The sequence below is a fragment of the Neobacillus novalis NBRC 102450 genome (genome assembly GCF_001591805.1).
In the GTDB taxonomy this organism is placed as follows: Bacteria; Bacillota; Bacilli; order Bacillales; family Cytobacillaceae; genus Neobacillus; species Neobacillus novalis.
In genome coordinates, this window is the sequence record NZ_BCVP01000040.1 from 1 (window position 1) to 18,805 (window position 18,805).

The 18,805-nt window shown below is 41.7% G+C and carries 17 protein-coding genes; all 17 read right to left on the bottom strand.

Annotated features, from left to right (window positions below):
- Positions 1 to 174: 174 nt before the first annotated feature.
- The 17 genes from lysS to BANVL01_RS22275 all read right to left on the bottom strand — a co-directional run bounded on the left by lysS (position 175) and on the right by BANVL01_RS22275 (position 18,801).
- Complete coding sequence (gene lysS / locus BANVL01_RS22195) at positions 175 to 1,659, bottom strand: lysine--tRNA ligase (protein WP_066094599.1); 1,485 nt, start codon at positions 1,657 to 1,659, stop codon at positions 175 to 177.
- Positions 1,660 to 1,857: 198 nt separating this feature from the next.
- Positions 1,858 to 2,859 (bottom strand): tRNA dihydrouridine synthase DusB, encoded by a 1,002-nt coding sequence (gene dusB, locus BANVL01_RS22200; RefSeq protein WP_066094596.1) that lies wholly within the window; start codon positions 2,857 to 2,859, stop codon positions 1,858 to 1,860.
- A gap of 11 nt (positions 2,860 to 2,870) precedes the next feature.
- Positions 2,871 to 3,077: a helix-turn-helix domain-containing protein gene (locus BANVL01_RS22205; protein ID WP_066094593.1), complete on the bottom strand. Its 207-nt coding sequence runs from the start codon at positions 3,075 to 3,077 to the stop codon at positions 2,871 to 2,873.
- Positions 3,029 to 3,550, bottom strand: a complete 522-nt coding sequence (gene folK / locus BANVL01_RS22210) for a 2-amino-4-hydroxy-6-hydroxymethyldihydropteridine diphosphokinase (RefSeq protein ID WP_066094590.1) — start codon at positions 3,548 to 3,550, stop codon at positions 3,029 to 3,031. The genes BANVL01_RS22205 and folK overlap by 49 nt, the downstream gene beginning before the upstream one ends.
- Before the next feature lie 3 nt (positions 3,551 to 3,553).
- On the bottom strand, positions 3,554 to 3,913 hold the full coding sequence (gene folB / locus BANVL01_RS22215) for a dihydroneopterin aldolase (protein ID WP_066094589.1): 360 nt from the start codon (positions 3,911 to 3,913) through the stop codon (positions 3,554 to 3,556).
- On the bottom strand, positions 3,906 to 4,748 hold the full coding sequence (folP, locus tag BANVL01_RS22220; protein ID WP_066094586.1) for a dihydropteroate synthase: 843 nt from the start codon (positions 4,746 to 4,748) through the stop codon (positions 3,906 to 3,908). Before folP ends, folB begins: the two co-directional genes overlap by 8 nt.
- Before the next feature lie 105 nt (positions 4,749 to 4,853).
- Positions 4,854 to 5,780, bottom strand: a complete 927-nt coding sequence (gene cysK / locus BANVL01_RS22225) for a cysteine synthase A (RefSeq protein ID WP_066094583.1) — start codon at positions 5,778 to 5,780, stop codon at positions 4,854 to 4,856.
- Positions 5,781 to 6,615: 835 nt separating this feature from the next.
- Complete coding sequence (locus BANVL01_RS22230; protein WP_342342345.1) at positions 6,616 to 7,524, bottom strand: peptidyl-prolyl cis-trans isomerase; 909 nt, start codon at positions 7,522 to 7,524, stop codon at positions 6,616 to 6,618.
- Between the two features lie 195 nt (positions 7,525 to 7,719).
- Positions 7,720 to 8,598, bottom strand: a complete 879-nt coding sequence (gene hslO / locus BANVL01_RS22235; RefSeq protein WP_066094572.1) for an Hsp33 family molecular chaperone HslO — start codon at positions 8,596 to 8,598, stop codon at positions 7,720 to 7,722.
- Positions 8,599 to 8,629: 31 nt separating this feature from the next.
- Positions 8,630 to 9,397 carry a type III pantothenate kinase gene (locus BANVL01_RS22240; protein WP_066094568.1) on the bottom strand — a complete coding sequence of 256 codons (768 nt, stop codon included), beginning with the start codon at positions 9,395 to 9,397 and terminating at the stop codon, positions 8,630 to 8,632.
- Positions 9,398 to 9,588: 191 nt separating this feature from the next.
- Positions 9,589 to 11,547: an ATP-dependent zinc metalloprotease FtsH gene (gene ftsH / locus BANVL01_RS22245; protein ID WP_066094565.1), complete on the bottom strand. Its 1,959-nt coding sequence runs from the start codon at positions 11,545 to 11,547 to the stop codon at positions 9,589 to 9,591.
- Positions 11,548 to 11,684: 137 nt separating this feature from the next.
- Complete coding sequence (gene hpt, locus BANVL01_RS22250) at positions 11,685 to 12,230, bottom strand: hypoxanthine phosphoribosyltransferase (protein ID WP_235845708.1); 546 nt, start codon at positions 12,228 to 12,230, stop codon at positions 11,685 to 11,687.
- 25 nt (positions 12,231 to 12,255) lie between these two features.
- Positions 12,256 to 13,641 carry a tRNA lysidine(34) synthetase TilS gene (tilS, locus tag BANVL01_RS22255; RefSeq protein ID WP_066094559.1) on the bottom strand — a complete coding sequence of 462 codons (1,386 nt, stop codon included), beginning with the start codon at positions 13,639 to 13,641 and terminating at the stop codon, positions 12,256 to 12,258.
- Positions 13,642 to 13,803: 162 nt separating this feature from the next.
- On the bottom strand, positions 13,804 to 14,823 hold the full coding sequence (gene prkT / locus BANVL01_RS22260; RefSeq protein ID WP_066094554.1) for a serine/threonine protein kinase PrkT: 1,020 nt from the start codon (positions 14,821 to 14,823) through the stop codon (positions 13,804 to 13,806).
- The gene (locus tag BANVL01_RS22265; protein ID WP_066094552.1) at positions 14,792 to 15,529 is read right to left on the bottom strand and encodes a vWA domain-containing protein; all 738 of its coding nucleotides are present in this window, start codon (positions 15,527 to 15,529) and stop codon (positions 14,792 to 14,794) included. Before BANVL01_RS22265 ends, prkT begins: the two co-directional genes overlap by 32 nt.
- A 94-nt stretch (positions 15,530 to 15,623) precedes the next feature.
- The gene (gene spoIIE, locus BANVL01_RS22270) at positions 15,624 to 18,098 is read right to left on the bottom strand and encodes a stage II sporulation protein E (RefSeq protein ID WP_066094548.1); all 2,475 of its coding nucleotides are present in this window, start codon (positions 18,096 to 18,098) and stop codon (positions 15,624 to 15,626) included.
- 271 nt (positions 18,099 to 18,369) lie between these two features.
- Positions 18,370 to 18,801 carry a S1 domain-containing RNA-binding protein gene (locus tag BANVL01_RS22275; RefSeq protein ID WP_066094546.1) on the bottom strand — a complete coding sequence of 144 codons (432 nt, stop codon included), beginning with the start codon at positions 18,799 to 18,801 and terminating at the stop codon, positions 18,370 to 18,372.
- Positions 18,802 to 18,805 lie beyond the last annotated feature (4 nt).

Here is an 18,805-nt window from a genome sequence, read left to right on the forward strand (position 1 = left end):
TTATCAACCGAAAGTCAACAACTTTTTTTACTTCTTTTTTTCATTTGTGTTACTGTCTCGCAACAACAGATATTAATATATCACCATTTTTAAACCAGCGCAATACTTTTTTTCGTTTTTTTATATAAAATATTATAAAGGAAAAGTGCCGGCACAGCCGGCACTTTACTATCCTTAACGATGGCGCATTAATGGGAATAACAGTACATCACGAATAGACGGGGAATTCGTTAATAGCATAACTAAGCGATCGATTCCAATTCCTAAGCCTCCTGTTGGCGGCATACCGTATTCCAACGCCTCAACAAAGTCTTCATCCATCAAGTGGGCCTCATCATTACCTTGTTCACGTTCCATTAACTGCGCTTCAAACCGTTCCCTTTGGTCAATTGGGTCATTAAGCTCTGTAAAAGCATTTGCATGCTCACGAGCTACGATAAACAATTCAAAACGATCGGTGAAGCGCGGGTCTTCATCATTTTTCTTAGCTAACGGTGAAATCTCTACTGGATGTCCAAAAATAAAGGTTGGCTGAATTAATTTTTCCTCTACCTTCTGCTCGAAGAATTCATTAACGATATGACCATATAACATGTTATCGTTAATTTCCACTCCATGTTCTTTGGCAAGTTCGCGTGCTTCTTCAACGCTCATTTCCTTCCAGAAATCCGCACCGGTAAATTCTTTAATAGCGTCGACCATGTGAAGTCTTTTCCACTCTGGTTTTAAATCTACTTCATAATCACCATATTGGATGGTTGTTGTTCCGACTACTTCTTGAGCAATATGAGCAACTAAGTTTTCCGTAAGGCTCATGATATCACGATAGTCTGCATAGGCTTCATAAAGTTCAATCATGGTAAACTCTGGATTGTGACGGGTCGATACACCCTCATTTCTAAATACACGGCCAATTTCATAAACTTTTTCAAGACCGCCGACGATTAGCCGCTTCAAATGAAGTTCAATGGCTATCCGCATATATAATTCCATATCAAGAGCATTATGATGCGTAATGAACGGGCGTGCAGATGCGCCGCCGGCAATCGCATGCATCATTGGGGTTTCGACTTCTAAATAACCTTGGCTATCCAGATAGCGGCGCATTGATTGAATAATCCGGCTCCGGGAAATAAAGGTCTGTTTACTTTCTTGGCTCATAATTAAATCTAAATAACGCTGGCGGTATCGCTGCTCAACATCTTTAAGTCCATGGAATTTATCCGGTAATGGACGAAGTGCTTTAGATAAGAAGGTAAAGTCATTAACTTTTATCGAAAGTTCACCCATTTTGGTTCTAAATACCTTTCCAGTTACCCCGATGATGTCCCCTAGATCGGCGGAATTGAAAATTTGATATTGTTCGTCTCCTACAGCATCCTGCCTAACGTAGATTTGAATTTGCCCCTTTAAATCTTGAATGTGGGCAAAGCCAGCTTTCCCTTTTCCACGCTTTGTCATGATGCGGCCGGCAATACTAACCGTAATGTCTTTCCCTTCAAGCTCTTCATTTTCCAACTCTCCATATTGTTCAACCAATTCAGCACTGTAGTGGGAACGGTCAAATCGCTTACCAAATGGATCTAAACCATTTTCACGCATCGAATTCATTTTTTCACGTCTGACCATTAATTGATCGTTTAATTCTTCCTGACTCAACACTATCAACTCCATTAATTTCTTAATTATGGAAAAACAAGCATAATTACTTTTTTTGCATACTCTATTATTTTACACAATCTTAAGATTTCAGACATCAAAAAAGTTCAATATAGAATAAAAACTGCCAGTTATTCCACTGGCAGCTTCCATCAGTAATATAGATAGGATAGAACATCAGCCTAAAGCAAGTCAAATTTAGCCAACAATTGCCTGCCTTTGCTCTTTTTCTTCCACCTCGATGACCAAATCATTTAGTATGGAAACTAAATGGTCACGCGTATCACATTCATTGATGGCATTACGCACTCCCGCATTACCACGAACCCCTTTTAAATACCAGGCGGCATGTTTACGCATTTCCCGAACTGCTATATTTTCATTTTTCAGGGCAATCAGCCGATCCAAATGAAGAATGCAGACATCGATTTTTTCACGAACAGATGGCGGCGCCATTAGCTTACCTGTTTCAAGATACTGAACGGTACGGTAGATCATCCATGGGTCGCCTAATGCCGCTCTGCCAATCATGACCCCGTCTACGCCGGTTTCATCGAGCATTCTTTTGGCATCCTGTGGTGTTTGGACATCTCCATTACCGATTACCGGAATGGTAACAGACTGTTTAACTTCACGGATAATTTCCCAATTTGATTTTCCTTCATACATTTGCACACGGGTACGGCCGTGGAGGGCAACTGCCTTTCCGCCTGCACGCTCAATCGCTTGGGCATTTTTGACGGCAAAGATATGCTCCGCGTCCCAGCCCATCCGCATTTTTACGGTTACAGGCTTTTCCACCTCTGCCACAACCGCCGACACCATTTCGTAGATTTTATTGGGATCAAGCAGCCATTTTGCACCAGCATCACATTTGGTGATTTTCGGAACAGGACAACCCATATTGATATCGATAATATCAGCATTCGTATTTTGGTCAACAAATTTAGCAGCTTCAACAAGCGTTTTCTTTTCCCCGCCAAAAATTTGCAGGCTCAACGGCTTTTCGCGCTCATCAATATAAAGCATATTCATCGTTTTTTTATTTTTTAAAACAATCCCTTTGTCGCTGACCATTTCCGCACAAACTAAACCAGCGCCGAACTCTTTAACCGTTAAACGGAATGCTGAGTTACAGACACCTGCCATTGGTGCCAAGACAACAGGGTTCTTCATTTCGATATCACCAATTTTTAACATGAATCTACCTCTTATTCTTTCGGTGTTAAATCATCTATAGTTATTTTTAAGGAATGAGCAATTCTTTCTAGTAAGTCACCTGCAGGCAGGCGATTTCCTCTTTCAATCTCTCCTAAAATCGATACCGATACACCTAGTTCCTTCGAAAAGCTCTCCTGTGTGTAACCTTTCAGCTTCCGATAGGCTCGAATACGTCTTCCCCACTTTTCTGCTTCCATATTCGGACTCCTTCTTTATCAGGTAATTCAGCCAGCGCTGCTTCAAGAGGCTTTTCCATCCACGAAAGATTTGGATTCAATTCTAAAAGCGGCACAAGCACAAATGCTCGCTCTAACATCCTTGGATGCGGAACAATAAGCTTCTCTGTTTCAATATTTTCTTGGTTAAAAGTCAGAATGTCAAGGTCAACTGTCCGCGGGCCCCATTTTATTTCCCTCTTTCTCCCAAGATTCAATTCTATTTTTAAACATCTAGCTAATAATTCATGAGCATCCAAGTCAGTGTTAACCTCAATCACCATATTTAAAAATAAATCCTGATCTTCATAGCCGACAGGATCTGTTTCATAAATAGATGAGAAAGTTACCAACCCAGTTTCTGAATCACTAGTTAAAAGTTTGATCGCTCTCGTTATATTAACATAACGGTTTCCTACGTTCGAGCCAAGGGCAATAAATGCTGTGTTTTCCACTTTTTATCTTCTCCTTGTAATTTCTACGGCAACGGACTTGTAATGGCCGGGTATCGGAGGATCTGGTTTGATGACTTTTACCGTGACTTCGGATACGAGCGGGAATCCCCTCAAGACACTTCCAGCAAGTCTTTCCGCTACAGCTTCAACAAGCTTATACGGCTTTCCTTCGACAATTTCTTTGCATACCTCATACAGCTCGCCATAATTGACAGATTGTTCTAGTTCATCGGTTTCTCCGGCCTTTTTCAAATCCACAGAAACGGCTAAATCGACAGCAAATCGCTGGCCCAGCCGATTTTCTTCCGGAAAAACACCATGGTAGCCGTAAAACTCCATCCCATTTACGTATATTTTATCCAATGATTTCACCCTTCCCCATCATAGCATCCATCATTTTTGCCATTCGGCTCATTTCCTTGACATCATGAATGCGGATGATCTGACAGCCCTTTTGAATCCCATAACAAACGGTCGCACCTGTTCCTTCCATTCTCTCTTCAACAGGAAGATTTAATGCTTGCCCAACCATTGATTTACGTGATGTCCCTAACAGAACAGGGTACCCGAGCATTACCAGTTTATCTAAGTTTTGCATCATGAGCAGGTTCTCTTGATGGTCCTTGGCAAATCCGATACCAGGATCGAGGATAATATTCTCATCGATGACTCCGGCTTTTTTAACAATGGCGATGCTTTCATACAGGTCATTGATGACATCTCTTATGAATACACGATAGTTTCGATTTTGACGATTATGCATCAAGATGATTGGGACATTGTACTCAGCGGCAACGCTTCCCATCTTTTCATCCGCCTTCGCTCCCCAAATATCATTAATGATATGGGCACCTGCTTCAATCGCTTGCTTCGCTACTTCTGCTTTATATGTATCAATCGATATTGGGATTTGAACATGGCGGGCAATAGCCTTGATAATTGGAATTACGCGTTCGAGCTCTTCATCTGAAGAAACAGCAGCAAAGCCGGGACGTGTGGATTCACCGCCGATATCAATGATGTCCGCTCCGTTCGCTGCCATCTCCTTCGCCCGCATCACTGCAGTTTCGATTTGATTGTATTCGCCGCCATCCGAAAAGGAATCTGGTGTGGCATTTAAAATGCCCATCACAATTGTTTTCTTCGTAAAATCCAAAGTATATGGGCCGCATTGAATCTGTTCTTGAGCTGATTTCATTCCGATTCCCCCTTCGCTTGTTTTCACTCATTTATCATACATGAAGTTTTTATTAATTTACAAAAAAATAGAGACCTTGGCAATCGCCAACGCCCCCAAATGTTTCTATTCCACATCATACTGATAAAGCGCTGTGCTTAGATAACGTTCACCGTTGTCAGGAATAATCGCCAGCACTTTTTTGCCTTTTCCTAATTCCTTTGCAACTTTTAATGCTGCATAAATGGCTGCGCCTGAAGAAATTCCGCCTAGGATACCTTCTTCTCTTGCGGCACGGCGGGAAGCTTCGAATGCTTCTTCTGTTCCCACCAGGATAATTTCATCATAGATATTGGTATTTAAGGTGTCAGGAATAAATCCCGCGCCAAGACCTTGGAGTTTATGCGGGCCTGGTTTTCCTCCAGAAAGGACGGCTGAATCCGTTGGCTCGACTGCATAAATTTTAACATCCGGGAAATTTTCACGGAGCACACTGCCGGCCCCTGAAATTGTTCCGCCTGTTCCGATTCCTGATACAAATGCATCCAGCTGATCCATTTGTTCCACAATTTCCTTTCCTGTCGTTCTGCGATGAACTTCAGGATTGGCTTCATTCTTAAATTGCTGAGGCAGATAATAGCCATGTTCTTTGACAAGTTCTTCCGCTTTAGCGATAGCACCTTTCATACCCTCTGGTCCAGGTGTCAACACTAGCTCAGCCCCATAAGCACGCAGCAGGTTGCGTCTCTCTAAACTCATAGTCTCCGGCATTACAAACACGGCCTTATACCCCTTTGCCGCCGCAATCATCGCCAGGCCGATGCCCGTATTTCCGCTTGTGGGTTCAATAATGGTATCAACACCAGGCTTAATTAATCCCTGTTCCTCAGCAGCTTCAATCATCGCTAAGGCAATCCGATCCTTGACACTGCTCCCAGGGTTAAAGTATTCAAGCTTTAAATAAACCTCTGCACTGTTTTCATCTGTCAATCTATTTAGCTTAACAATTGGAGTCTGGCCGACTAATTCAGCCACTGAATTTGCAACACGCATTACGAGCACCCCTATTCCGAGTATTTTGATTGGATTTATATTGAATTTACCAGTTTTATACTTGTTTTGTCAATCTTTTTGCCTATTGTTTTTGTGAACTTTTTGATTTTTGAAAAAGAAAAAAGCACAGAAATTTTTAACTGGTTCATGCTTCCTGTCGCAAAACCCGTAAATGCAATCGAAAATGCATCCCAATTTGTACTGCCTTTTGGATCTGTTTTTGCATTTAAAAATAAAATGGCTCAGTTCACTATACTGAGCCATTTTTAATATCTATTTTTGCTCCCGCCAACCATAAAAGAGCGGACCCAGATGAGGAATCAGCATGGTTTGATAAATAAGCGGAGAAATTTCTCTTAATTAAGAAATGGCACTGAAAATAGCTTAAATAGACGGATAGATTCCGACTATTGACTCAAAAAACATGAGAATGGGTAATTTTTCTTTGCTTAATCGGAAAATCTCCGCTTATATCCCCCAAACCGGGCTCTATTCTGCGGACTAATCGGAAAATCTCCGCTTATGTTAACTGTCACTGGTTACTCAATTAAGGATAAGACTCTATTTTAACATATATATCCAATCGCGTAGCATTTTTTGTAAGACAAATTGTATACCAAACTGAGGGTAAAATTGTAGAGGTACAGCAGCCATTGTACCCCTACAATTTGGGGTGGATTCTCCTATGCAAATTTTTTATGTAATTTCGTCACAAATTGCTTTACCCCAATAAAAAATGAGTGTCAATTTCATATGTAAATTGGCACTCATTTTATCTTACATTTTTAATGTTTGTGATAGGAAACGGAACCCGTTCAGGAATCTTCCTGCGCTTTTAGTTTGCCTTTTTATTACTGTCGTAAAACCAGTCCACCTTTGCTTCATCCCAAAAAGTTGAGGCTGTGACGGGTGTTTTGATTTGCTCAAGGGCAATTTGCCGGCGAATTTGCTCTTTAACATCATCGTAACTATATTTTTCCCCGCTTGTTTTCGCTTCAAGCTTCAGTAAGGCATATCCTTGTTCCACCTTGAACGGCTTACTGTAAGCTCCAGTCTTTAGTTTTTTTGCGGTTTCGATATACTGCTCCGGATAACGCTCATCTTCTTCACTAATATAACCAATATCGCCGCCTTCATTAGCTGAAAACTCTTCAATAGAACGTTCCATTGCTAATGCGGCAAAACTTGAACCATTAACTAACTCCTTTGAAGCCTTTTCTGCCTCTCCCTTGGTTTTAACAATAATATGGGATAGATGGTAAGCGGCCGGTACATCGAAAAGCGTCTTGTTTTTATCATAATAGCTTTTCAACTCTTTACTCGAAACTACCACATCTCTGGTTAAAAGTTCTTCTAACAGAAGGCTTTTCCGGATTTGTTCCTTCCACTGTTTCTCATTCTTATGGTTCTTTGGGCTAAAAGAATTAGAGGTGGCTTGGAGCATTCTAAATTCCCGGTCAACCTCTTGGTCAGATATTTTTATATGATATTTTGCCGCAATTTCCTCTACGACCATTTGATCAATCATTTCTTTTAAAATGTCTTTTCCGTATCGGGATTCTAATTCATTCAGCCAGTCCTGTCTTGAAATTGCCTTTTTCCCCACCGTTGCCACCGCCTCTTCATTGCTCATGGTTCCGCTTGCCTTACTCGCCTTTGAAAGGAAAAAAGCGACTGTCAGGCAATTAACCATGATAAGAGCGGCAATAACCATCCAAAGCTGCTTCCTCGCCAACCTCTTCACCCCCTAAGTAAACTAATAAAGCGTCCCACACATCATTGGCTATGGATGCTTATTCAGAGAATCATTCCTGCCAATAAAGGCGGTGTGAGCAGAGCAAAGGTTCGTCATATCGAATGTATAAAATGTATATTATTCACACAACTTGGATAAACAGATTAGCTTTTGCGGCGCTCCGCCCCTTTACCATACAAAGGATTATTTGGCATCCTTTTTCAGTGCTTCTAATTCTTCCTTCGAAAAATGATATTTTTCATTGCAGAAGTGGCAATGGGCCTCCGCCTGTCCATCTTCTTCAATCATTGCATTTATTTCGGCAGCACCAAGGCCAACAATGGCATTAGCAAAGCGCTCTTTAGAGCAGTTACACTCGAATTGTACCGGCATTGTTTCTAATACCTTTACATTTTCTTTTCCAAAAAGTTCTTCTAAGACTTCCTCAGGCGTTAGGCCTTGTTCAATTAACGTGGAGATGGGCGCAATCGTTTTTAAGCGTTCCTCCATTTTGGCAATAACAGGCTCTTCAGTGCCTGGCATTAATTGAAAAATAAACCCGCCTGCCGCCAAGATTGTATCATCAGGGTTAACTAAAACACCGACACCAACCGATGTTGGCACCTGCTCCGATGTAGCAAAATAATAGGTGAAGTCCTCTCCTAATTCTCCTGAAACAAGTGGAACCTGGCCAGAGAAAAAGTTGCGAAGCCCTACATCCTTGACGACTGACAGCAAGCCATCGGTGCCAACCGCACGGCGGACATCAAGCTTGCCATGCTCGTTTGATTCAAAATCAACCTCTGGATTGGACACATAGCCGCGGACTTCGCCTTTGGCATTACTGTCGACAACAATTTGCCCAATCGGGCCGCCGCCGTCTATTTTAATTGTAAGTTTGTCCTCACCCTTAAGCATTGCGCCCATCATCACCCCTGCGGTCACCGCACGGCCTAGCGCGGCTGAAGCTGTCCGCCATGTGTGGTGCCGCCGCTGCGCCTCACTCACTGTTTCTGTCGTCCTTACTGCATAAGCGCGTATATTTCCATCATAGGCTAATGCTTTCACTAGATAATCCTTCATTACATGACCCCCTTCTAGCTGCTTTTTTATCTTATCCCATATTACGTTTATAGATGAGCTGTAATCCTTTTAACGTTAAAAACGGATCAACCACATCAATGATTGTTGATTCCTCGGCAATTAATGGGGCCAGCCCGCCTGTTGCAATAACCGTCGGCTTCTTCCCGCTCTGCTCCATCATCCGCTTTACAATGCCCTCTACTTGTCCCACATACCCATAGACAATCCCCGCCTGCATGGCGGCCACCGTATTTTTCCCGATTATCCCTTCAGGTCGGGCAATTTCAATTCGCGGCAGTTTTGCCGCTTTAGAGTATAGCGCCTCTGTCGAAATACCAACACCTGGTGCAATCGCTCCACCCATATATTGCCGGTCCTCATTCACATAACAATAGGTGGTTGCTGTCCCAAAATCGACAATAATCAGCGGACTTCCATAATCTTGAATCGCCGCTACAGCGTTAACAATCCGGTCTGCTCCGACTTCCCTTGGGTTTTCGTATTTAATATTCAGTCCTGTTTTTATTCCAGGTCCGACAATAAGCGGCTTAAGATGGAAGTACTTCTGGCACATTCTTTCTAACGCAAACATGATTGGCGGAACAACGGAAGAAATAATAATGCCGTCAATATCGGAAAAAGAAAGACCTGAATGGTCAAACAACCCTTTTATGCTCATGCCAAACTCATCTTCTGTGCGGTTTCGGCTTGTTTCCACCCGCCAATGATATTTAAGTTTATCACCTTGATAAACACCTAAGACAATATTGGTATTTCCCACATCAAATACGAAAATCAAAGCTATCACTCACTTTATCGATTTTTCTTTTCTTCACTGAAAACATAATAACATAAATCGTATGTTGATGATAAAGAAAACTTGCCGAATGGCGGTTCATTAGCCGTGGTAGCACTGATGACTGTTGGGAAAATTTACTTTCCTATCGGCCAAAAAAAGAGTGCTTCGGTTCGAAGCACTCTTTTCGCAATTTACTTGTAATCAATTTCATCAGGTGGGGTATCGAGGAAAGATTTCTCCTCTTTCGCTTCCCCATCCTTTTTAGTATTAATGTTAACCTTCATATCCCCTGGCTTTTTTGGTCCAATCTTTACGGACTCTAAGGTAACAGAGGAATCCGGCATATGACCGTGGTCAACCAAGTATTTGATTTGTTCGGCAACAAGCGTTTCTACCTCAAGAAGTGTCTTAGCAATCAAATCAAGCTTGTCACGATTTTCAGTCAGAATCTTTCTTGCCTTTTCATAACATTCTTTAATAATTCTTTGAATTTCGAGATCAATCTCGTAGGCAATTGCATCGGAATAATTTTGTTCATTGTGAATGTCACGGCCTAAGAAAACCTGACCTCCTGAACCTTGACCAAACTGGAGCGGCCCAAGCTTATCGCTCATCCCATATTCAGTTACCATCTTGCGGGCAATACCTGTAGCCCGCTGGAAGTCGTTGTGGGCACCCGTACTAACTTCACCAAAGACAATTTCTTCAGCGACACGTCCACCCAATAATCCGGTAATTTTATCAAGCAATTCCGGCTTTGTCATAAAGTAGCGGTCTTCTCTTGGAAGCATGACGGCATAGCCGCCAGCTTGCCCCCGGGGAACAATCGTCACTTTGTGGACCATATCTGCTTCATCGAGCACTAATCCGATAACGGTATGACCGCCCTCGTGGAAAGCTACGATATTCCGTTCTTTTTCGGAAATAACCCGGCTCTTTTTAGCTGGACCAGCAATGACGCGGTCTGTTGCTTCATCGATATCTTCCATATCGATTTTTTTCTTATTGGTTCGAGCTGCCACTAGTGCGGCCTCATTCAATAAATTCTCTAGGTCAGCACCTGAGAAACCAGGTGTACGCATCGCAATATTTTTCAAGTTTACTGATTCATCTAACGGTTTATTACGTGCATGGACTTTTAATACTGCCTCACGGCCAATTACATCCGGACGATCAACGGTAATTTGACGGTCAAAACGGCCTGGACGTAATAATGCAGGGTCGAGAATATCCGCACGGTTCGTTGCTGCAATGATAATGATTCCCTCATTCGCACCAAAACCATCCATCTCAACTAAAAGTTGATTCAACGTTTGTTCACGCTCATCGTGTCCGCCGCCGAGTCCTGCTCCGCGCTGACGTCCGACAGCATCGATTTCATCAATAAAAATAATACATGGTGCATTTTTCTTTGCATTTTCAAATAAATCACGAACACGCGAAGCACCGACCCCAACAAACATTTCGACAAAGTCAGAACCGCTTATTGAGAAGAAAGGAACACCCGCTTCACCTGCTGTTGCCCGGGCAAGTAATGTTTTACCAGTCCCTGGAGGTCCCACTAAAAGAACTCCCTTTGGAATACGGGCACCCAATTCAGCAAATTTGCGTGGATCTTTCAGAAACTCCACAACTTCAACTAATTCAGCCTTTTCCTCATCCGCACCAGCAACATCTCTAAAACGGACCTTTTTCTTATCATCGTTATAAAGCTTTGCTTTCGATTTACCAAAATTCATAACCCGGCTGCCGCCGCCTTGAGCTTGGTTTAATAAGAAAAAGAATAAAATAAAGATAATCACAAATGGAATAATTGAAGTAAAGAAGGTCACCCAGCCGCTAGTTTCCTTTGCTGGCATTACTTCCACTTTTGAATCAGCTGCATCAATTCGTGCGAGAATTTTCTCGCTGTTTGGAATATAGGTTATAAATTTCTTGTCTTTTGCATTGAGCTCACCGCGAACTTCATACACTCCTCGTTCAGGCTGCATCGAAAATGTTTTAACCTCACCTTTTTCTAATTGCTTAACGAACCTATCATAGGAAATGTGATCGGTCGGCTCGTTACTCCCATTAAAGAAACTAACCACGCCAATAATAACTAAAAATATTAATAAATAAAAGATGGTATTACGGAAAATCCGATTCATCTCTTACCTCCTCCCGCGGGTAAAAACTATATTAAATAGTATCATAGAAAATCTTACTAATTCAAGGAATTGCTCTCAATTTTTGGCACCATTCGTTCCTTTAGACATAGGGAAGGAAAAACCAATTTAGTGATTCCTTATTGATTATTGCTATAAACTTCAGGTTTTAAAACGCCAATATATGGGAGGTTTCGGTATTTCTCGATATAATCCAATCCATAACCGACAACAAACTCATCTGGGACGACGAATCCAACATAATCCGCTTTAATTCCACTCTTTCTTCCGGTAGGCTTATCAAGTAAGGTCACAATCTTAATGGACTTTGCCTTCCGGTAACGGAATAAATCGACTAAATAACTGAGCGTTAGACCGCTGTCAATTATATCCTCGATAATTAATATGTCCCTTCCTTCCACTGAAGTATCCAGGTCCTTGAGGATTTTCACCTCTCCTGATGAAACAAACCCGGTACCGTAGCTGGAAACATCCATAAAATCCATTTCAAGATAGCAATCCATCCGTTTTAATAAATCTCCCATAAAGGGCATCGCGCCTTTTAGAACGCCAATGGCGAGCGGAAAGCGATCTTTGTATTCTTCTGTTAACTCGGCTGCTAACACTTTTATCTTCTCTTGAATTTCCTCTTCTGAAACTAACACCTTTTCAATATCCTGCTTCATCATAAATGTGCCTCCTAGAAGATTGTTACTTATCATAAGTAAGTAGTATATATTGTTTTGTGGATGTATCAATACCTTCAAAAGAAGATTTTTTTAAACCTGGAAGCCAAATAATGCAATCCTTTTTGTCCGTAATAACAGGCCATTGATCTCGGTCCTGAATAGGAACCTTCTGATCAATAAAAATATCCTTTAACTTTTTCGACCCTTGCATCCCCTTCAATGTCATTCGATCGCCTTTATTCCTTGTACGAATGATAATCGGCCACTGAATACTGCAAGCCTTAAACAAGGCCGTGTATTGGTTTGTATCAGGGATTTCCTTATCTAAATAATCGATTCGGATACTCCCTCCTGTTGGCAAGACAATACTCCCTGGCTCGTTTATTTCAAAAAGGTATTTTTCTCCCACATTGGAAGTAAAAAGGAAAGACAGCTGCGAATAGGAGCGAATAACTTTTAAACCATTGGGAAAATCAAGTTCACCTGAAGGTTCACGATGATGAATTAAGAAAAATACTTGATCGATATGTATCGCCGAAAGAGAAGAAGGTTTTTCTTTGTAAAGATAGTTTAATATTAGTTGAATCCCTCTCCTTTGTAAAGGTAAAGGCACTTCAAGAAATCTTTTAATGTCAAGAGTAATTTTACTCTCTTCTCTTTTTGTCATTACTGTAGTCATTCGCTTGACGGTTAACTCCTGTAGAAATACCTCATCGCTTTGAAGCTCTTCGCTAAACCGTTGGAAATGTTCATGAACACGGCTGTTTTCCTTTTTTAAAAAAGGGAGAACCTGCTTGCGAAATCGATTTCTACTATAAATACTTTTCTCATTACTTGGGTCAATCCTCGGGCTAAGATGGTGGTGTCGACAATATTGCTGTATCTCATCCTTTGTCAAACTCAAGAATGGGCGGAAAATAGCACCTGGAGAAAAAGGACGGGTAAATGGGATTCCTGCTCTCGCTTTTCCACTGCTTCCTCTCGTTAACCTCATGAGAATGGTCTCAATTTGATCGTCACCATGATGGCCGAGAGCTAGATAGCTGCAGTCATACTTCTCCATTACTTGTGCGTAAAATTGATATCTTACTTCTCGTGCTGCAATTTGCGAACTCTTCCCGGTTCTTTCCAATATTTCAGGTACGTTGACCCGCACCATTTCAAAGGGAATATCAAGCTGTTCACAAATATTTTTGACAAACATGGCATCCTCATAAGACTCCTGACCACGAAACATATGGTCCACATGGGCAGCAATAATGGAAAGATTCCTTTTAACTTTTTCCCCCTGCAGATAGTAAAGCAGTGCTAAAGAATCCGGTCCTCCTGAAACACCAACGACAATTTTCTTATTATCAAGCAGAAATGAGTGGTGCTTTAAAAGGGCCTCAACCTTTGTTTCCAACATATGATTACACGTTCCTTAAACATAAGTATTTACCTAAAAAAATTTAGAATACCAATAGCTTACCACTAACCGCATTTAGCTATCAAAATATTGGCATGATAAATGGACTAGAAATTTTTTCATTTTCTTATATACGGAGAAACTTATAAATAGTTTCACGAATTAAAGCAATTTATTAAAAGTATACAAGGCATATAAAATGCCTAGAACCAAAGCAATAATGAAAAATTCTGTCCAGCCGCTCTTTTTCTTCTTTTTTCGGTAGGTCTGCCTTGTCAGAGGCTTGCCAGCCTTCGGTTTATTTTTTTGACTATTTACTGAGGCGCCGCTGTCGGCTCTTTTGGGCTGTATAGACGGGTCAAAACTTGGTTTATCCACCATTACGTCTAATAAATCAGCCCTCATTTGCTTTGCATTGCTGTAATGTCCCTGTAGGGCTTTTACGATTGCCTTTTCAAATTTCAATAGTTCCGGCTTTTGCCGAATTGCTTCTTTTAACTGTAACATACCCCCGGAGGCTTTCTTAAATCGTTTTGGATAGGCAGAGTTTATCATGATCATGGCAGCAGCAAATAAATCATAGGACGGCTCTGCCTTTCGTGAACCTAACCCCCAATAGCCGCGGTCATAAAACTCAGTGAATTCCTTAATCGCCCTTCCTTGCATCGTTGTTCCGCCGACATCAATACATCTGATTTTCGGCGGCGGTCCTGTCACAATTAAGTTCTCCGGCTTTAAATCACCAAAAACCCAGCCGTTTTCATGGAGCACCTCTAAATCACTAAGCAGCTGCAAAAATAACACGAGTGTCCAGGATTTACCCCTGTGATGTAAAAAGGAAAGGAAGTCAGGGCCCTGAATATATTCCATGACATAGAAGGAAATAAGCGGTCCCACCTGTTTACATTGCCAATCATCGACATCAAGCAAAGAAGGCCCGAGGGTTTGGGGCCCCTGGACCTTTGCAAAGGATTTCAGAACATTTACCTCTGAGGTGATGGACATCCCATTATCACTCATTTTCAATGCCACTTGAGTATGCTTGTGTTTGGCAAGGTACACCACTCCGTTTGCCCCATACCCTAGTTCTTTTACAATCGTATAGTTATTTCCATGCCATTTTCCAGAAATGATGGTCCCAGGACGAAGATTATATTGATTCTTCAAAGTATGATTCATCATCACGTGAAAGCAGGCTCCTTATTGATTGTTTTTGGTTGAATGAGGAAAGCGCCGTCCGTAATGCCGGCCCTGTTGGCGTAATCCCCCCAGTCGACAGCTGTGAAAAGATACTTGTCAAAGATTGTAGCTTAGGCGTCCAATCCAGCAATTTTTCGACATCATTCTTTTTCCCGGGAAATACGTAAACTGAAAATTGGTTCTCTCCGCTTCGGGCGTTTAAGCTTAGAGAGAGGTCAAGCAGTGCCTCCTTCACGGTTGGAAGCTTATGTTTCATGCTTGCACTTGTATCGACAAGAATCAACACTTCTAATTCGACAGTTTCCCCTAATTCATCGACAACCTCCATGACTTCTCCGCGTTTGTCTGGCGGCAGGTCTTCCATCGTTTGCGAACGTCCTAAAATTTGCTGTAATTGACTATTTACCACACCTTGAATCGTTTGGTTCATCGCTTTCCGGGTTACCATTTGCACCGTTTGCGAAAGTGCTTCCGTATAAACAATCTGACTGACTCCGCCGCCGGACATGGCAATCCCTTCTATTTCCGTCATTCCCTTTTCATCTATAATATCCTTCTCAGTAACACCAATAACATTGACCGTAATCCCCTGTTCCTTCGCGAGTGCAGCCATAGCAATTGGATCTTCTCCTTGATTCGAACAGCCATCTGTAATCAATAAGATTTGCCTAATTTTCCCTGTATACATAACCTTCTCCCTCCACGTAACGTATTGCTACCATTTTCGACGGGAATAAGGTGAATTATACATATTTTAACAGGGTTTTGCCTAAAATAAGCTGTTAGGCTTGACGCTTTAAGTTATAAACAGGGATAGACGCCCATTTCGGGGTATTATGTTTTATTTTTGCCACCGTTACAGTCATATCGTCATCAATAATATCGGATTTCGAACGAATGACCTCCTCTAAGATTAAATCAGCAATTTCCTGTGGGTCATCTGTTTCTAATTCTAATAATTTCCGCTTCATCCATAAATCATAATTCTCCACATGGTTTGGCCCCTCAAACACCCCATCACTCATCATGACTAACAGATCGCCGGCTTTTAATTGTTCGCTGACGACATCGACTTCAAATTCCTGAAGAATCCCGATTGGCAGGTTGCTGGCTTGGATTTTAATAATCTTTTTACCTCGTTTAATGAAGCTTGGTGTTGAACCAATTTTCAGGAATTTTGCCGAAGCATTTTTCAAATCAATCATCGCCAAATCTAATGTGGAAAAAATTTCATCTGTTGTTCGAAGGGAAAGAATAGAATTTATTGATTTAATCGCTGTCCTCTCTTCAATCCCTGATTGAAGGATTTTTTGTAAAAGCATTAGTGTTTCATTGCTTTCATAATGGGCTCTTTCGCCGTTTCCCATGCCATCACTAATGGCAATCGCATACTTGCCCAAACCCAGTTCAATCGTTGAATAGCTATCACCAGAAACCAAACCTCCATCTTTAGCCGCATGGGCTGTCCCCGTTTCCACGGTAAACGCCTTCGATGATCGGAAGGTAACGTGACAGAACCCATTCGGATATGTTGCGCATTCCTCCTTGTTAACTACAATTGTTTCCTCTAGTATGTCAGACAGCATCGGGGCAATTAATTTCTCACATTCCCCATGGCCGTTACAAAATGGCACCGACATCTCAATATCGACATTTCCCGGATCAAGACTATAAATTTCCACCTGTTCAATATGAATTCCAAACCCTTGCATAGCCTCGATAATTTGCTCCTCCTGTTTGTGGTGATTTTCCCTTTCCCGTTGAATCTCCTTCGCGAAATTATCCATTACTTCAGAAACTCCTAATAATTGATCAGCAACAAGCTTCCGGCTCTCCTGAACCTGTTTCTTTAACTTTTGATTGGCCTGGAAAAAGGTTAATTGCTGGCCAATCGTTTCGTATACCTTTTTTGAACGTGTACAGAGCTTTTCCCAGTCTCTTGATAATTTAGTAGAGACTGTTCCATCATTTTGATCCATTTCGTGAATAATTTCCTCCATATAGGCATAGGTTGTATTAAAATTCTTTGCCCAGCATTGTTCCTTCTTAAAGCATGTTTGGCACGTTTTTTCCGTTACATGGCTCATAAAGTAATCCATTTCCCGATCGTTTTCAGCTTCATCCGGGATGACTTCCATTTTGGAAAAGCTTTTTGAAAGGGCATGAAACACACCTGAAAATTGCGAAACCCGTTGCGCTGTTACATCACGCATTTTTCTCATATATTTTTGCTGCTCGGCTGTGTATTCCGGTGTACCAGGTATATACTTTGCTAGTCTAGAGGTAAGAGCTTGTGGTGTTAAGAGGAATAAGCAAACAGCAGCGGTTGACTCCAATACAGTTTTCAATAATGAGCCTCCCCCTTCCCCATACATTCCGATGAGGAGGGTAGCAATAAATAGGCCGATGGAAACACCGATTTTTTTCCCTTCCTTCAGTAATCCGCCGAGGACACCTGAGAAGGCTAGTAAACTCATATGGTAGAAGCTTGATACGCTTGCAAGGCTGAAAATCAACCCAGTTACCACTCCTACAGTAGAGCCGACGGTTGCGCCGGCAATAAAGGCAAACACCAACACTAAGTAGCGCGACATAATATGTTCAATCGACAAATCATACACTTGCCAGCCAATGGTGCCCGTCATAATCGAAGCGAGCATAATAATGAGGCAGACGATTTCTTCTGTCTTTAACAGCTGTCTGCGCTTATTCAAGGTTAATAAAGGAATACTTTGTAAAAAAATTAGCGTCAAAATGAAGGCAAGGCATGCCTGGACACCGACCATCATTAAATCATATAGAACCAATTGCTGTGATAGAATAAACGCTTCCCCCAGTTTTCCAATTCCGAGGATAATCCCGACAAAAAAAGGCAGTGCTCTCAATTCATTTGTCAGCCACTTTTGACTGATCCTGAAAATAACCAAAAACCAGACGGTAATGGTGAACGTAAAGGCGGCATTTGCAAGTGACAAGGTTGCTGCTCCGACAACTAGTCCGATCAGGGCTAGCGGTGCCCGCTCTCTTCTGACTAAATAGACAGAGGCGAAGAAAGGAAGGCAGAACGGGGTCAGCTTTGCCAGGATTAAGGCTCGTCCCAGTAAAAATCCCACGAATAACAAAAGATAACCCTTTTTTATAAAAAAGGACTCGAGCAGCGCATGGAATTTCCCGAGGCCACTCCCCAAGGCCCATTTCGATGAATGAAGGTTAACTTTCCCAACCGGTTCTATGAAACTTGCATTTGTCTTTTCCATAATCACACTCCCTAATATTCATCATTGGTGACTATTATAAAATTAAAAAGCTTAAAAGTTTGTCAAAATAGTGGACAAGTTAAAATAATCGTTCGACGCTTTTCACTATAATCATTCAAATAACCATAACTACCTTTATTTATGTCGATTTAGGTGCACAGAACGAAGATAATTTTTCGGAAACGACAAAAAAGACAAGCCCGCTAAGGACCTGTCATACTATAAGATATTCAGTGAAACCTGCTTTATTCGACAACAATTAAGCAGCAAGTTAACCCCGTCTAGCTCCTCTTCCTCCACGCTTAGACTCCGTGTTGCGCTTTAAGGAAGATAAACGATCTTCACTATCTTTTAAAAATTTGGCCATTTTTGATTCAAAGTTTTCTGGTCGAGGATTATTGCGATCGTTTGACCTGCCTTGACGTGGGCGTTGTGAGTTTGAGTGGGATCTCTGCGGTGCTTCGGGTCTATCCTTTGCCTTTTTAATGGATAGGCCAATTTTCCCGTCCTTCTCAACATTAATGACTTTAACCTCAACTTGGTCGCCAACCTTAAGATGGTCGTTAATATCCTTGACATAGTTGTCAGCAACCTCACTGATGTGTACGAGTCCTGTTGAGCCCTCCGGCAGCTCCACGAACGCTCCGAAATTTGTAATCCCTGTTACCTTTCCCTGTAACTTGCTGCCTACTTCAATTGACATAAAA

Excerpts from the sequence above, each read along its gene's own strand:
- dusB (WP_066094596.1), bottom strand. The coding sequence starts at position 2,859 with ATGTTAAAAATTGGTGATATCGAAATGAAGAACCCTGTTGTCTTGGCA.
- BANVL01_RS22205 (WP_066094593.1), bottom strand. The coding sequence starts at position 3,077 with ATGGAAGCAGAAAAGTGGGGAAGACGTATTCGAGCCTATCGGAAGCTG.
- folP (WP_066094586.1), bottom strand. The coding sequence starts at position 4,748 with ATGAAATCAGCTCAAGAACAGATTCAATGCGGCCCATATACTTTGGAT.
- cysK (WP_066094583.1), bottom strand. The coding sequence starts at position 5,780 with ATGCGTGTTGCAAATTCAGTGGCTGAATTAGTCGGCCAGACTCCAATT.
- hslO (WP_066094572.1), bottom strand. The coding sequence starts at position 8,598 with ATGAAGGATTATCTAGTGAAAGCATTAGCCTATGATGGAAATATACGC.
- ftsH (WP_066094565.1), bottom strand. The coding sequence starts at position 11,547 with ATGAATCGGATTTTCCGTAATACCATCTTTTATTTATTAATATTTTTA.
- hpt (WP_235845708.1), bottom strand. The coding sequence starts at position 12,230 with ATGAAGCAGGATATTGAAAAGGTGTTAGTTTCAGAAGAGGAAATTCAA.
- tilS (WP_066094559.1), bottom strand. The coding sequence starts at position 13,641 with ATGTTGGAAACAAAGGTTGAGGCCCTTTTAAAGCACCACTCATTTCTG.
- prkT (WP_066094554.1), bottom strand. The coding sequence starts at position 14,823 with ATGATGAATCATACTTTGAAGAATCAATATAATCTTCGTCCTGGGACC.
- BANVL01_RS22265 (WP_066094552.1), bottom strand. The coding sequence starts at position 15,529 with ATGTATACAGGGAAAATTAGGCAAATCTTATTGATTACAGATGGCTGT.
- spoIIE (WP_066094548.1), bottom strand. The coding sequence starts at position 18,098 with ATGGAAAAGACAAATGCAAGTTTCATAGAACCGGTTGGGAAAGTTAAC.
- BANVL01_RS22275 (WP_066094546.1), bottom strand. The coding sequence starts at position 18,801 with ATGTCAATTGAAGTAGGCAGCAAGTTACAGGGAAAGGTAACAGGGATT.